Source organism: Martinezella dioscoreae (assembly GCF_009176305.1).
GTDB classification, from domain to species: Bacteria; Pseudomonadota; Alphaproteobacteria; order Rhizobiales; family Rhizobiaceae; genus Rhizobium; species Rhizobium dioscoreae.
The window spans coordinates 23075-37041 of the sequence record NZ_BLAJ01000008.1 but is presented as its reverse complement, the minus strand read 5'-3'; the positions used below and the strand labels follow the sequence as shown (position 1 = coordinate 37041).

The 13967-nt window shown below is 59.4% G+C and carries 13 protein-coding genes; 10 read left to right on the top strand and 3 right to left on the bottom strand.

What is annotated here, in order from left to right; genetic code table 11:
- Positions 1 to 309, bottom strand: a complete 309-nt coding sequence (gene traC / locus GDN47_RS25210; protein WP_152094507.1) for a conjugal transfer protein TraC — start codon at positions 307 to 309, stop codon at positions 1 to 3.
- Positions 310 to 560: 251 nt separating this feature from the next.
- Here traC and traA point away from each other — a divergent pair, with 251 nt between their 5' ends.
- From traA to GDN47_RS25185, 5 genes are all read left to right on the top strand, one after another.
- Positions 561 to 3884 (top strand): Ti-type conjugative transfer relaxase TraA, encoded by a 3324-nt coding sequence (gene traA, locus GDN47_RS25205; RefSeq protein ID WP_152094506.1) that lies wholly within the window; start codon positions 561 to 563, stop codon positions 3882 to 3884.
- Positions 3881 to 4447 carry a conjugative transfer signal peptidase TraF gene (gene traF / locus GDN47_RS25200; RefSeq protein ID WP_145635103.1) on the top strand — a complete coding sequence of 189 codons (567 nt, stop codon included), beginning with the start codon at positions 3881 to 3883 and terminating at the stop codon, positions 4445 to 4447. Before traA ends, traF begins: the two co-directional genes overlap by 4 nt.
- The gene (locus tag GDN47_RS25195) at positions 4437 to 5600 is read left to right on the top strand and encodes a conjugal transfer protein TraB (RefSeq protein WP_145635106.1); all 1164 of its coding nucleotides are present in this window, start codon (positions 4437 to 4439) and stop codon (positions 5598 to 5600) included. The genes traF and GDN47_RS25195 overlap by 11 nt, the downstream gene beginning before the upstream one ends.
- Before the next feature lie 16 nt (positions 5601 to 5616).
- On the top strand, positions 5617 to 6219 hold the full coding sequence (locus GDN47_RS25190; protein WP_152094505.1) for a TraH family protein: 603 nt from the start codon (positions 5617 to 5619) through the stop codon (positions 6217 to 6219).
- A 223-nt stretch (positions 6220 to 6442) separates the two neighbouring features.
- Positions 6443 to 7636, top strand: coding sequence for an ATP-binding protein (locus tag GDN47_RS25185; RefSeq protein WP_145635110.1), 1194 nt, complete (start codon positions 6443 to 6445; stop codon positions 7634 to 7636).
- 111 nt (positions 7637 to 7747) lie between these two features.
- On the opposite strand, the gene GDN47_RS25180 is transcribed toward GDN47_RS25185, so the two are convergent.
- Entirely contained in the window at positions 7748 to 7969 is a 222-nt protein-coding gene (locus tag GDN47_RS25180) for a helix-turn-helix domain-containing protein (RefSeq protein WP_069610815.1), read from the bottom strand.
- A gap of 236 nt (positions 7970 to 8205) precedes the next feature.
- On the opposite strand from GDN47_RS25180, the gene GDN47_RS25175 reads away from it, so the two are divergent.
- The gene (locus GDN47_RS25175; RefSeq protein WP_145635112.1) at positions 8206 to 8526 is read left to right on the top strand and encodes a transcriptional repressor TraM; all 321 of its coding nucleotides are present in this window, start codon (positions 8206 to 8208) and stop codon (positions 8524 to 8526) included.
- 3 nt (positions 8527 to 8529) lie between these two features.
- Here GDN47_RS25175 and GDN47_RS25170 read toward each other — a convergent pair whose 3' ends face one another.
- The gene (locus tag GDN47_RS25170) at positions 8530 to 9234 is read right to left on the bottom strand and encodes an autoinducer binding domain-containing protein (RefSeq protein ID WP_152094504.1); all 705 of its coding nucleotides are present in this window, start codon (positions 9232 to 9234) and stop codon (positions 8530 to 8532) included.
- 658 nt (positions 9235 to 9892) lie between these two features.
- Between GDN47_RS25170 and GDN47_RS25165 the strand changes: the two genes are divergently transcribed.
- From GDN47_RS25165 to GDN47_RS25150, 4 genes are all read left to right on the top strand, one after another.
- Entirely contained in the window at positions 9893 to 10552 is a 660-nt protein-coding gene (locus tag GDN47_RS25165) for a helix-turn-helix transcriptional regulator (protein ID WP_233790120.1), read from the top strand.
- A 204-nt stretch (positions 10553 to 10756) separates the two neighbouring features.
- Positions 10757 to 11815, top strand: a complete 1059-nt coding sequence (locus tag GDN47_RS25160) for a class I SAM-dependent methyltransferase (RefSeq protein ID WP_233790118.1) — start codon at positions 10757 to 10759, stop codon at positions 11813 to 11815.
- A 27-nt stretch (positions 11816 to 11842) separates the two neighbouring features.
- Positions 11843 to 13246, top strand: coding sequence for a hypothetical protein (locus tag GDN47_RS25155; protein WP_152094503.1), 1404 nt, complete (start codon positions 11843 to 11845; stop codon positions 13244 to 13246).
- A gap of 75 nt (positions 13247 to 13321) precedes the next feature.
- Positions 13322 to 13834, top strand: coding sequence for a GNAT family N-acetyltransferase (locus GDN47_RS25150; protein WP_173002565.1), 513 nt, complete (start codon positions 13322 to 13324; stop codon positions 13832 to 13834).
- Positions 13835 to 13967 lie beyond the last annotated feature (133 nt).

The following is a 13967-nucleotide window of genomic DNA, read 5'->3' as shown; positions in this document are numbered from 1 at the left end:
TCAAGCCTCGCGACCGCCGCCCTGAGCCGCGCCAGGCGGGACCATCGCGGTCGGCGTACCCGTGGTGCCTTTTCCATCGCCTTTTTCGCCGCCGGTCGTGGCCCCACTCCCGCCATCTTGGCCTGCGCGAAAACGTTGCGCGATATTCTCGAAGGCCGCCTGTAGCTCCGCTTCATCGATCTCGGTTTCTCCAAGACCAGCCTTGAGGGCAATTCGGCCGATCCGCTCGGCTTCGCGGGTTTCCGCGGCCTTGAGCTGTCCCTGGAGTCTGGCGATTTCGTCGCGGATTTTCGAGGAAGGTCTCTTCATTTGCGATCGTCTCCTGGCTGAGAAAGCGTGTCTTTCAAGGCCAGTTTCCGGAACTCGAGTAGCGAAGGCACTACTGTGAATCCTACAATCGCCAAGGGCGATGCTTTGGTGAATGATCCCTGCCGTTCCGAAGGAGCGGGTTCCAAGGGCGCAATTATACGTCGCTGTCGCGACGCTTAGCTTTTCGCCCCGGCGAGGCCCGCTCCCGACGCAAGCATTGGTTTTGTCCGCAACCGGGAGCCCAGACCGTCGTGGCCGTGCCTCATTTCTCCGTCAGCGTCGTCGCCCGCGGCTCCGGCCGCAGCGCGGTGCTGTCGGCGGCCTATCGCCACTGCGCGAAAATGGAATACGAGCGGGAAGCGCGGACGATCGACTATACCCGCAAGCAGGGCCTCCTGCATGAGGAGTTCGTCATTCCAACCGACGCACCGGAATGGTTGCGGTCGATGATCGCCGATCGCTCGGTGTCGGGCGCGTCGGAAGCCTTCTGGAACAAGGTCGAGGATTTCGAGAAACGTTCCGATGCCCAGCTCGCCAAGGATGTCACGATCGCGCTGCCGATCGAACTCACGGCCGAGCGCAATATCGCGCTTGTTCGCGATTTCGTCGAACGGCACATCACCGCCAAGGGAATGGTGGCGGATTGGGTCTATCATGATGCGCCGGGCAACCCGCACGTACATCTGATGACGACGTTGAGGCCGCTGACCGAAGACGGGTTCGGTGCCAAGAAGGTCGCGGTTCCCGGGCCAGACGGCAATCCGATCCGCAACGACTCTGGCAAGATCGTCTACGAACTCTGGGCCGGAAGCCTCGATGACTTCAATTCCTTTCGCGACGGATGGTTCGCCTGCCAGAACCGGCATCTGGCGATGGCCGGCCTCGACATTCGCGTCGATGGCCGTTCCTTCGAAAAACAGAGTGTCGAAGTGGAGCCGACCATCCATGTCGGCGTCGGCGCGACGGCCATTGACCGGAAGGCGGAGCGGGCGAAAGCACAATCATCGCCATTGTCGCCAAAGCTCGAACGGATCGAGCTGCAGGAGGTGCGGCGAAGTGAGAACGCAAGACGCATCCAGCGCCGGCCGGAGATCGTCCTCGAGCTGATAACCCGGGAAAGGAGCGTCTTCGATAGCCAGGATGTCGCGAAGATCCTGCATCGCTATATCGATGATGCCGTTCTGTTCCAGAATCTGATGGTTCGTGTCCTGCAGAGCCCCGAAGCGCTCTGTCTCGAAGGCGAGCGGATCGCGTTTGCGAGCGGCGCCCGGGTGCCGGCCAAATACACGACGCGCGAACTGATCCGGCTGGAAGCCGAGATGGCCAGCCGTGCCATGTGGCTGTCGGCACGATCCTCGCATGGTGTTCGGGAAGCCGTGTTGGCGGCGACGTTCAAGCACCATTCCCGACTGTCGCAGGAGCAGAGGACCGCGATCGAGCATGTCGCTGGATCCGAGAGGATCACAGCTGTCATCGGCCGTGCTGGCGCCGGCAAGACGACGATGATGAAGGCGGCGCGCGAGGCGTGGGAAGCCGCCGGCTATCGTGTCGTCGGTGGCGCGCTTGCCGGCAAGGCCGCCGAAGGGCTGGAGAAGGAAGCTGGGATTGCCTCGCGCACGCTTTCGTCCTGGGAGCTTCGCTGGAGCCAAGGCCGAAACCAACTCGACGCAAGGACGGTTTTCGTTCTCGACGAGGCCGGCATGGTGTCGTCGCGGCAGATGGCGCAGCTGGTCGAGACGGTGACGAAGGCCGGCGCCAAGCTTGTCCTGGTCGGCGATCCCGAACAGCTTCAGCCAATCGAAGCGGGAGCCGCGTTTCGCGCGATCGCCGACCGTATCGGTTATGCGGAGCTCGAGACCATCTACCGCCAGCGCGAGCAATGGATGCGCGATGCGTCGCTCAATCTCGCTCGCGGCAATATCCGCAAGGCTATCGCTGCCTATACCGCTCATGATCGAATGATCGGTTTGACGCTGAAGGACGAGGCAGCCGATAGGCTTATCGCCGATTGGAGTCGGGACTTTGACCCGACGAAGACGACATTGATCCTCGCCCACCTTCGGCGTGATGTGCGAAAACTGAACGGCATGGCACGGGGCGAGCTCGTCGAGCGTGGCATCCTTGGCGAAGGTTTTGCATTCCGGACGGAGGATGGGCACCGCAACTTCGCGAGCGGCGACCAGATCGTCTTCCTGAAGAATGAAGGATCGCTCGGTGTCAAGAACGGCATGCTCGGCAAGGTTGTCGAAGCCGCTCAAAACCGCATTGTCGCCGAGATCGGCGAAGGTGAGCATCGCCGGCGGATTACCGTCGAACAGCGCTTCTACAGCAATCTCGACCATGGCTATGCCACGACGATTCATAAGAGCCAGGGCGCCACCGTCGACCGAGTGAAGGTGCTCGCGTCACTCTCCCTCGATCGGCATCTGACCTATGTAGCGATGACGCGTCATCGCGAGGATCTCCGCATTTATTACGGCACCCGGTCCTTCGCATTCGCCGGCGGCCTCGTCGAGATCCTATCACGCAGACAAGCCAAGGAAGCCACGCTCGATTACGAGAAGGGCAGCCTCTATCGCCAAGCACTGCGTTTTGCCGAAGGACGCGGCCTGCATATCGTCAACGTCGCCAGAACGGTTGTTCGCGACCGGCTCGAATGGACGATCCGCCAGAAACAGAAACTGGCCGATCTTGCCCACCGGCTCCTCACCGTCGGCGCCAAACTCGGCGTTGGTGCCAGCACCAAACCGACCCACTCCCAAAGCAGCAAGGAGGCCAGCCCTATGGTTGCCGGCATCGCGACATCCACGAAAACCGTCGAGCAGGCGATTGCCGAAAAGGTCGAAGCCGATCCCGGCTTGAAGAAGCAATGGGATGACGTGTCGACCCGCTTCCATCTGGTCTACGCGCAGCCGGAAGCCGCATTCAGATCAGTCAATGTGGACGCCTTGCTGAAGGATGAAGCGATCGCAAAAACGACGCTTGCGAAGATCGCCAACCAACCGGATAGTTTTGGCCCCCTCAACGGGAAATCGGGCTTGCTCGCCAGCCGCGCCGACAAGCAGGACCGTGAGCGGGCTGAGCGCAATGTGCCAGCCCTGGCGCAGAGTCTCAGCGATTACATGCGTCAGCGCAGCCACGCAGAACAGCGCTATCAGGCGGATGAAATGGCGGCTCGTCGCAAGGTCTCGATCGACATTCCGGCGCTGTCGCCAAGTGCGCGCCAGACGCTTGAACGGGTGCGCGACGCCATTGATCGAAACGATCTTCCGTCGGCGCTCGAGTTCGCGCTTGCCGACAAAATGGTGAAGGCGGAACTGGAGGGATTTGCCAAGGCGGTCACGGAGCGCTTCGGCGAACGGACCTTCCTGCCCTTGGCCGCCAAGGATACGAACGGGGAAACCTTCAAGACGGTCACTGGGGGCATGAACTCTGCTCAGAAGGAGGAAGTCCAATCTGCCTGGAGCCTGATGCGCGCGGCGCAGCAACTCAGCGCCCATGAGCGGACGGTCGAAGCACTCAAACAGGCCGAGACGCTTCGCCAGAGCAAGACCCAGGGGATGTCGCTGACATGATCATGCCCGTCTTGAAGATGGCGCCAGCAAGGCGACACAACAAACTCATCCAACTTGGCTTGGCCATGATCCCAATGGCCTTGCTGGGAACGACCTTGGTCGCCTGGTCTGGCAACTATCGGATCAATCTCACGCCGAGCGAACCACTCGGTCTCTGGCGTATCGTCAAGCTCGATCGTGCGGCCGCCGTCGGCGATCTCGTGTTCATCTGCCCGCCTCGAACGCCAGCCATGCAGGAGGCGCGCAGTCGCGGCTATCTGCGCTCCGGCTTGTGCCCAGGCGGCGTGGCACCGCTCATCAAGATGGTTATGGCCGTTGCGGGACAACGGGTCGATATCGGCGCCAGTGTGACTGTGGATGGCCGTCCGGTTCCCTTCTCCACCATTGTCCCGCGAGATGGCGAGGGACGGCCGCTGATGCCTTTCGTCGGAGGCATCGTGCCAGCGAGCTGCGTCTTCCTTCATTCGGCTTTCGCTGGATCATTTGATTCGCGCTATTTCGGTCCCGTTCCCGCTGCCGGCATCCTGGGTCTCGCGCAACAGGTTCTGACCTATGCGCCGTGATCATTTCGAACCAACGCTGCTGATCATTGGAGCGATCGTCGCGGGGACAATCGGATGGAGTGGTCATGTCTTGCTGCTCCCGACCGCACTGGCGTTCCCGATTCTTTGGGCGCGGGCGCAAACACGATCGGTGGCGGCGCTTGTTTCAGCCGGGTATTTCCTGGCAGCATCACGTGGTCTGCCACAGGGTGTCGCCGCCTTCTATTCATCGGACATCTGGCCCGGCCTGTTGCTATGGCTGTGTGCGTCGGGGAGTTTTGTTGGCGTGCATGCGGTGCTCTGGACGAAGCGCTCTGGTCCTCGCCCGTTGCGCTATCTGGTGGCGACTGCCCTATTGGCGATCCCACCTTGCGGCATTGCCGGCTGGGCAAATCCTATGACATCCGCCGGGGTTCTGTTTCCCGGTTGGGGATGGGCGGGTTTGCTTGCAATCACAGCCGGTCTCATGGGCCTCGTAACCCGCATGTGGCCGGCTGTCATAATCGCCTTCGCAGGCTTCTGGTTGTGGTCCGCCGCTACCTGGACCGAGCCGCATCTACCCGATGGTTGGCAAGGCGTCGATCTCGAAATGGGACCTTCGCTCGGCCGTGACATTAGCATTCAACGCCACCGTGATCTGATTGCGACGGTGAAGGGTCGTGGAGCTGATGACCGCCCAACGATCGTGCTCCCAGAGAGCGCCTTGGGTTTCTGGACGCCGACGGTCGAACGGCTCTGGGTCAATGCTCTTCAGGATACGGACATTACCGTCGTCGCTGGCGCGGCCACCGTGGACGCGGCTGGCTACGACAACGTCCTCATTGCCGTCTCCGCAACTGGCGGCAGGCTCCTCTATCGCGAACGGATGCCGGTGCCGGGCTCGATGTGGCAGCCTTGGCAGTCATGGTTCGGTAAGAGCGGCGGAGCTAGAGCCCACTTCTTCGCAAATCCCATTGTCGATCTTGGGAATGCGCGAGGCGCTCCCCTGATCTGCTACGAGCAACTGGTCGTCTGGCCGGTGCTGCAATCGATGCTGGATGACCCCGACCTGATCATCGCCGTCGGAAACGGATGGTGGACCAAAGGCACGTCGATCGTCGCAATCCAACGGGCAAGCACGATCGCCTGGGCAAGGCTCTTCGCCAAGCCGCTTGTTTTTTCCTTCAACACCTGAGGCCCGAGGAGACGTCATGTTGGATGCTGCGTTTATCAAGGAATGCGCCGATCCCTCACTCAGGCCCGCTGTCGTCGAGCAGTTCGTGGCGGCCGCCGGCTCGACGGATCCCCTCGCCGTGACGATCAAATCCGGGCGCCGGTTGATCCTCGTTCCGAAGGCGAAGTCGGCCGACGAGGCGATGGCGATCGTGAGGCAATATGTCGGCCAGGCGGTGGTTCGCGTCGGCTTGACGCAATTTCCCGCCGGCGTCGGCATCAAGGATGCAGCCGACTTGCAACCGGACCTCGTGGAGCCTTGCGAAAACCTTCGCAAGGGAACTGCGATGTTTGCCAAGGTTCTGAGGATCGTTGCCAAGTGGTACGGCAATCCTAAGAGCGACGAGGTTTTCCCGCAGATATTCGAGGACGCGGTCTATGCCTGGAAGACGGGCGAATTTGAGGGAGAGAGCGTCTTTCAGGCCGAGGATCCGGGCGGCGTGGCAGCAGAGCAGCCCACTCGTGCCAGCCAGCGAGAAGCGACGACGGCCGATCAACCTGTCGAGCCGGTAGCTTCTCAATCGAACCTGCAGGACGCTGGTATTCGGATCGACCTTTCGCGGATCGATGGGCAGCGTTAGCGCTCGGCGGGGGGACGATTATTCAAGTCGGGCCAGATGCAGAAAATTTGTGTGATCCAAACGCATTAACTTGGTGTCGTCCCTTGATGTCCCTGCGCGACGAACCCCTATAATTTGAGAGGCGCCATCTACGGAGATTGGCCGAGGCTATGAATCAGCCGTACTTTAAATTAAATTAAAATCAGTCAGACATACGCTTTAAATTAGCCGACCGATCGTCGAAATGGCGCTGACTGACACGCGTGTTGTGCTAATTGCCGGCCCGCAGCAAGCCGGAAAGACGACTCTCGCACGACAAGTCTCTGGCTCAGATCGTCCATTTATCACCCTCGACGACGTTGGTACGCTGAATGCAGCAAAGACCGATCCGATCGGCTTTATCCGAGGCATCAAACGGGCTGTCGTCGACGAGGTGCAACGCGCGCCCGAACTGATACTGGCTATCAAAGAAAGTGTTGACCGCGATGACGAACCCGGACGGTTCTTGCTTACAGGCTCGGCCAACCTTGCCACCGTTCCGGCGATTGCAGACTCGTTCGCCGGCCGTATGGCCGTTGTCCCACTGTTTCCATTTGCCCAATCTGAGATCCGGTCCACCCCGGGTCGTCTGCTGGATCGGCTGTTCGCCGGCGAGGAGCCTTCCGCCGGCGAGGACACGGTGGTTGGTGACGACCTGATGGCGACAGTGCTGCAGGGCGGTTACCCAGAAGTTTTGCGTCGGCCGACGGCCGACCGGCGAACGGCTTGGCTGGAAGATTATGTGAAACTGATCCTCGACCGCGACGTACGTGAGATCGCCAACATCGATCAGTTGGACCGGTTGCCGCGGTTGCTCGAAGTTCTAGCGGAGCATGCTGGACAATTGGTCAATCACAGCAGTTTCGGTGCGGCGCTTGGATTGTCGAGCATCACCGCACAGAAATACGTCGCGATCCTCGAGTGTCTCTTTCTAATCACGACACTTGTCCCATGGTCCAACAACCGCTTGAGCCGGCTCGTCAAGACACCAAAGCTTCACTTTCTGGACACAGGCTTGCTTGCGACTTTGCGAGAAGACGACGCGGTTGCGTTACGTGACAACAAAGGTCGATTTGGCGCTCTGCTTGAAAGCTTCGTGGTTTCAGAACTGCTGAAGCTGGCGTCATGGTCAGGCCGGCGTTTTTCCTTCTCCCACTACCGGACGAGAGACCAAGATGAAGTCGATATCATCATTGAGGATCGGCGCGGCCGGGTTGTTGGGATAGAAGTTAAGGCGTCAGCAACGGTGAAATCTGACGATTTTCGCGGGTTGCGCCAGTTACAAGAGGCGGTTGGTGATCGTTTCGTGAGAGGGCTCGTCCTACACGACCACGACCGAGTGACGCCATTTGGAGAAAAGCTCCAGGCAGCACCGCTATCTCTCCTATGGACAATGTGAGCCGCGAGCAAGCGGCGTCTCTCGCCGAGACGCTGCCGCGGGCATTCCTTCCTTCTCAGCAGATGTCTATCGTAAAGTCCCGCGAGATTTTCGTCAGTCAAGATCGCGGCTTCACTTCTCCTCCGGCAACCGTTTCAGCAGATCGGACGCCTCTGTTTCCAAGACCCTCGCCAAGCGATCCACCACGACGATACTGGCCTTGTATACGCCGCGTTCCAGGGAGCTGATATAGGTTCGGTCGATTCCTGCTCGATGCGCGAGTTCTTCTTGCGACAGGCCCTTGGCCAGACGCGCAGCTTTCAGATTTCGTGCGAACACCTCTCGAATCTCCATGATCGAGAGAGCAACCGCTTGTGGAGTATTTCACCACGGAGTATACTCTACAACGCGGTTCCACATGTGGAATCAAGGCCCTGCGCGGCGCCAAATGGTGCTTATGTTCGGCGGTGAACGACAGAAAAATCAATTTCCCTCGACTGTCAGAAAATTGGTAATCGATCGCAAGCATGCATGATGCCACTAAGCCTCGGTTCCTGGCGACCGCGAAAATGAAGCAGGAGGAAACAAGGATGATTGAGGCTGGCTCATCCGAGGCAGGCGAACAGGCCGCCCGTGACTCTCGCTACCGGTCGATGCAAGAATCGGAGCTGGAAGCATTGGCCGTTTCCGCGATCCTTGAACACCGTCGCCTTCTTGTCGCGGACGAGGCTGTTTACGAAGAATGGACCCGTGCGTCGGCGGACCCGTCGGTCTCCGCCGATGTTCTTGCCAGTCTGCAAGACGAATATCTCGCGCGCCAGAAGAAAGCCGAGGCACAGCAGCGAGAGCTTTCGGAAATCATCGACGTTCTGGGTTATGTTCCCGAGGTTCCGCTCGACGAGGAGACGTGACGGTTACACCAATCCGTGATCCTTCGCGATCGCGACGAGTTGTGGAACAGTCGCGGCCCCGAGCTTGCGACGGGCTTTATCAAGATAATGCTGGACCGTTCTCGCCTTGATCCCCGTCAGCCTGGCGGTTTCTGGAGCGGTTTTGCCTTTCGCGGCCCACATCATGCACATGGCTTCCCGGGGAGAAAGCAATCGTTTTGGTGCAAGAATGGTAGAGGCGGCGATGATTTTCAGGCCGTAGTGGACCGCGAGCACCGCATGAACCGCCTTTCGCGGATCCCGGAGTTTCGAAATGTCGGCCGATTGTGCCGAGGACGCGAAGGTCAGCATCATCGTGGAGCCGAAGCTTCCTTCAACGGGTATCGTCACGCCGCTGCGAATGCCGTGTTTGATTGCCTGGTCTCGAAAGCGCCTGAGTTCAGAGGATCCACGCGCCGGCCAATCATCTGCCCTCCAGCTAAACATGTCCATGCGACGTTTGGCTTCGATGATGACGGGATCGATTAACGCATACCGGCTTTTGAAATAAACGCCCTGCCATTCCTCCGAATACGAATTGCATGTTCGGATTTGCAGGCCCTCTTTCCGCAGAAATGCGAAGCGCTCGAAGCCACATGAATGGGCAAATGTCTTCAGGGCGCTCTTGATCATGCGTTCGTCGTGGGCGATCTCAGTCATGTCGATGAGAGAGCGAAGATCACTATCCATGAAGTTGTCTCCAGTCCGATTGCGTCAGTCCTCCCTTTTGTCTGTTCGCACGGCGCCGGGTACCGCAACGCCAGATCATCGCGGCGACCACGGCCTCCCGCCGTGCTCGCATCACCCGGTGTTTGTGAACGTTTTATGATAACAGCATTCGCGCTTAACGGGTACTGATTTTTTCGTTTCAAGTTCGGCGGTGTCCTGAACCGAACCTCGGCCCCGACGGTAGAACACGGCAAGCGGTTCGCTCGTGGCTCGGCTCCTTGCATGGTCCCAAGCAACACGAAGCCCGACGCTTGCGCCACCTGCGGCAGCTGTCCGTCGTCCTCGGAGGGGACTTGGTGAATCCTCATATTGCCCACGCTCCCTTGGGCGGCGATCTTGGCGATCAGGCATTCCGTCGGACTTGGATGAGGCTCATTCAGGGCCCTCGGCACGTTCGATCACCGGATTCGAGAACATTTCGATCGTGACAAGGAAGATCATTGGTAAGCGACAAGCCATTGGAAAACGACGAGCTGAGAAGGGGCTTCGTCAAACGCCGCGCCGCCCGAGCCATGGACCGATGACGGGGTCGGGCGCGGAGGAAACATCTTTCGGTCGAGGCCGGTTGTCGTCGACACTGAAAACACTGAAGCGTGTGCGGCACGGTGACGAGTTGGACTTGGTCCTCGCGGAAATTCGCCAGGCCTATGGCTTCGCGCATGCGACATTCCTTGTCGTCCGTGCCGGAATTTCTCCCCTTTGCTATCCGTACTTTCGCACGACCTATCCGCCCGAATGGACGGACACCTATTTGCGAGAAAACCATTTCGAGATCGATCCTGTCATCGCGATCAGCCGTACCGGCCTTCTTCCGGTCGACTGGCATGCCCTGCGCGTGCCGTCAGAAAAAAGTAAGGCGTTCTTGAGGGACGCGAGAGCGTTTGGCGTCGGCAGACATGGCCTCTCCGTGCCCGTGAGAGGGTCACGCGGAGAGCGTTCCCTCTTTTCGGTAACGTCAAATGCGAGCCGGTCGGACTGGCGGAGACTTCGCGATTCGAGCATCCACGAATTGCAAATCCTGTCCCATTATCTGCATGACAAGGCTTTACCTGTCTCCGGCCTTCGCGCCTTTCGCGAGCACGCCGTACTATCCCGCCGCGAGCGCGAGTGCCTGCGGCTTGTCGCGCTCGGTGAGCTTCCCAAGCGCATTGCCGCCACGCTGGGGATTTCCGAAGGCACGGTACGACTTTATCTGCGCCTGGCCAGGCGCAAGCTCGGCGCCAGGACGCTCCATCAGGCGGTCGCCAGGGCCAGTTTCCTGGAGATGATCGATGTATGAGCCAAATGCCACTCGGCGCCAATCCGACAGCCTTCGCTTGCTCGTCAATCTAACAAAATCGGCCGATTGCTCCGCCATCCCACCTCGATGACATCTGTGCATCACGGAGCCGCCGTTTCAGCCTGCTGACGACGACCCAGTCTAAAGCCGTGATCGCATCGTGACGCGGCTGCTCCTTTCGACCCGACGGGAAGGATTTGAAACATGGTTGATAGGCAAACGATCGAGGCTTGGCGAAAGGCGCCCCGCCTGAACGCGTTCGCGCCGTTTTTTGAGCGAACCGCTCGAGGTCTTGGCGGAATGCCTGACCTCGCCACTCCCGAACCCGACTTATCGCTCCTGGAATTCGATCTTGACTGCATGGCGTTCTGGGACACGCACCGCCGCCTTTGGGGGAATTTCGACCACCATTATTTCGCGAGCATTCCCTATCGCCTGGAAGAGGAGTGCCGATTGGGCGCCGCGATGCTCGTCCTTGCCCTGCACGCATGGGGACGCAGGCGGCAAGCCGCTGCCGTTTATACGCTCGGGGCCGGAGCCGGCACGCTTTCGAGATCGCTGGCAAGGCTCGGCGACGGGAGGCTGAAAACGCTCTGCTGCAGTCCCACGGACGGAAATCGCATCAGTTTCTTCGCGCGGCGCGGAAGCGAGCATGCCCATTTCCATCACGGTCCGTTCTTCGAGCTCGACGACGAACGATATGCGACCGATGAAAATCTCCAGCCATTCCGGGACGGCTATGATCTACTTTTCGAAGATACGACCTTTCAAATGTACGGTCGTGACCGGAAGGAGCAACTCGCCGTCATCGCGCCTCGGATCAGACCCGGCGGCCTGCTTATACAGGTGCAAAAGATCGCGCATCCGGACGTCGATGCCTATCTGGAACGCGAGCGCCAGAAGGACGAACAATTCAAGTCGCGCTATTTCTCGAAAACCGAGATCGTGGCCAAGAAGCACGAGGTTCTCGACACCATGACGAAGTTCCAGGTGGACCTGGAGACGTCGATCACCGCGCTGGGATCCTATTTCAGCTATTCCGTCGTCACTTGGAATAGCGGCAATTTCTACACGATCGTTTCGTCCAATTCGGCCGCGTCACTGCGAGAGTTCGTCACCTCGATGGTGAAGCCGGCGATTCCAGAGGAATTTTGCTACGAGCAACTGCCTCTTATTTTTGCGCACGAGACAGCGTCGCCGCTCGATGAGCGGTGGGCGTGGCGGACTGCTCGCCCTGCGGTGGATTCTGACAGTGCCATATGAGGGGTCAAGACAAGGAAACGGATACGCATGGATGCGAGCGGCGACGGCCATTTGACCCCGGCGGACCTGAAGAGGACCTTGTCACATGTGATGCCAGGCCTTGACCAGTTCTGGAGCCGCGAGCTTAACGATTACGCAAGAGCTGTTTACGAGGTCGAGCGCCACCGCGCCGGTTGCGCTATTCGCGACGATGCCATGATCCGGCTGAAAGCGTGTGTCGAACGGGCGGCACTGAGGTCAGGTGCCGATCGCGCGCGGGCGCGAGAGGCTGCGGATCAATTGGCCGCGGCTCCTGTCATGCAAACCGGACCACATTGCCATCTGCTGATAGAGCCCGATAGCTTTTACACACATCTGTTCAGCCTGCTTGGTCTTAGCGCCTATCGGCTTCGATGGCATATCTGGTATGGCGCCTCCACCGTCAAATTCATCGAGAAGGCGAAGAAGGGGCCCGGGTGGCTCAATCTTGAGAACGAAGCGATCAATGTGTTCGGCCTGCCGCGAAGCCGAATGGACGCCTACAGCCTATGTGGATCGAATGGCGCCTACAATTTCCTGTTGTCGGGAATCGAAAGGAGCGAAGCGGCCAATCCGTCTGCGGCGAGGTTGAAAGCGATCCTGCCGAGCGAAGGCTTCGCATCGGCCGCCGAGGCGATCAAAGCCGGGAATCAGGCACTATGGACGCGGTTTTTTCCGGAGCCGGTTCAGTTGCTTCAGATTGACGACATCGATGTCGCGGATCTCGTGGCAGATCACCTTGAAGATACGGGCTCATGGCTTTCGAAGTGCATCGGTGGAGATGGCGGATGGGCTTCCGCCATCCTGGAGGCGATCGATGAACTTGACACCGGGCCATGGACAGGATGGATTCGCAGAACGACAGACCTGTTCTGGGGATTGGCAGACGGCAAGATCTATCCCTTGCAGTTGAAAAATGGCGATCTGTCGGACATTAAGGGATCCCGCTCCGACGTGCCATTTCAGCCCAGCTGTATCGCGGAAGCGCTTCGGGAACGCAGAATCGTGCCCAGCCTGTTTGTCGCGTTTCTGGTGATCTCAATCCTGCCAGGAACACGCGTTCTCGGTGGATGTCGTCAGGTCGTCTACTATCCCCTCATGCGCCATGTTCTTGCGACAGCGCTCGGGAAGACAGGTGAAACTGATCTGTTGAACTCCCTCCGCGCCGACGCCTGTCCAGGAGTATGGGGACATCGCGTGCTGAAACCACATAACGGTTCTCCCTTTGCGGCCTTGGAGAACGAGACCGTGATGGGTCTGCTGGAGATCTATGGTAAACAGTCGCTTACGGACGCATGCGGTGATCTCGCGAGTTTTACCGGCGATCCGATTTGGGCGGAACTGAGAGAGCGCGCGAGAAACAGGGGGCTTCATGCTCCGCCGCCGGAGTGGCAGTGGGCACGGTGGTCGTAACAAACCGCCTCGGAGAAACTGAAACATACGGCCCCCTCACCCGTTATAACTGGCCCTACTCTACTGGAGATGGATATGTCGTCGAACGCACGGAGGCTAATGATCAGGCGCCTAACAATCGACGACGTCGAAGTCTTCCGCCGCATTCGCCTGGAGGCACTTTCCTGCGAACCGTCCGCATTTGCGAGCGTCCACGAAGATTGGGTAGATCTTTCGGACGAGGAGTGGCGCAACCGGTTGAACGAGCCGGCTTTCGTCGCTTTCATCAATGAGGAGCCGGTTGGGATGATGGGCCTCTCACGTCATCGCCCGAGGAAATTGGCGCATCGCGCAACCCTCGTGAGTGTTTATGTGCGAAAGAGTGCGCGCGGATCCGGCGCCGCGGCCGATCTTCTGACCACGGTTTCAGATTATGCAAGAAGTCTTGGAATTCTGCAGTTGGAACTCGCGGTCAACGCCGAGAATACGGTCGCGGCGCGATTCTATCGGCGCCATGGCTTTGTCGAGGTTGGTCGAATTCCCGGCGGAGTGCTCGACGACGGCAGGGCAATCGACGACATCATCATGGTGTGGCGACTGGGCGGATGAGCACCCCTCAGGCCACCCTCGACCAGCTGGCTGGCAGACCCGCGGCAAATCTTCTCACGTAAGATGGACTTCGAAGCTCACGTGATGGAGCAAATGCTGGTCCAGCCTTAAAGAAACGGGGCAAAGGTCAGGG

Bases quoted from the DNA above. Each gene is read 5' to 3' on its own strand.
- traC (WP_152094507.1), bottom strand. From the start codon at position 309: ATGAAGAGACCTTCCTCGAAAATCCGCGACGAAATCGCCAGACTCCAG.
- traF (WP_145635103.1), top strand. From the start codon at position 3,881: ATGATCATGCCCGTCTTGAAGATGGCGCCAGCAAGGCGACACAACAAA.
- GDN47_RS25195 (WP_145635106.1), top strand. From the start codon at position 4,437: ATGCGCCGTGATCATTTCGAACCAACGCTGCTGATCATTGGAGCGATC.
- GDN47_RS25190 (WP_152094505.1), top strand. From the start codon at position 5,617: ATGTTGGATGCTGCGTTTATCAAGGAATGCGCCGATCCCTCACTCAGG.
- GDN47_RS25185 (WP_145635110.1), top strand. From the start codon at position 6,443: ATGGCGCTGACTGACACGCGTGTTGTGCTAATTGCCGGCCCGCAGCAA.
- GDN47_RS25180 (WP_069610815.1), bottom strand. From the start codon at position 7,969: ATGGAGATTCGAGAGGTGTTCGCACGAAATCTGAAAGCTGCGCGTCTG.
- GDN47_RS25175 (WP_145635112.1), top strand. From the start codon at position 8,206: ATGATTGAGGCTGGCTCATCCGAGGCAGGCGAACAGGCCGCCCGTGAC.
- GDN47_RS25170 (WP_152094504.1), bottom strand. From the start codon at position 9,234: ATGGATAGTGATCTTCGCTCTCTCATCGACATGACTGAGATCGCCCAC.
- GDN47_RS25160 (WP_233790118.1), top strand. From the start codon at position 10,757: ATGGTTGATAGGCAAACGATCGAGGCTTGGCGAAAGGCGCCCCGCCTG.
- GDN47_RS25155 (WP_152094503.1), top strand. From the start codon at position 11,843: ATGGATGCGAGCGGCGACGGCCATTTGACCCCGGCGGACCTGAAGAGG.
- GDN47_RS25150 (WP_173002565.1), top strand. From the start codon at position 13,322: ATGTCGTCGAACGCACGGAGGCTAATGATCAGGCGCCTAACAATCGAC.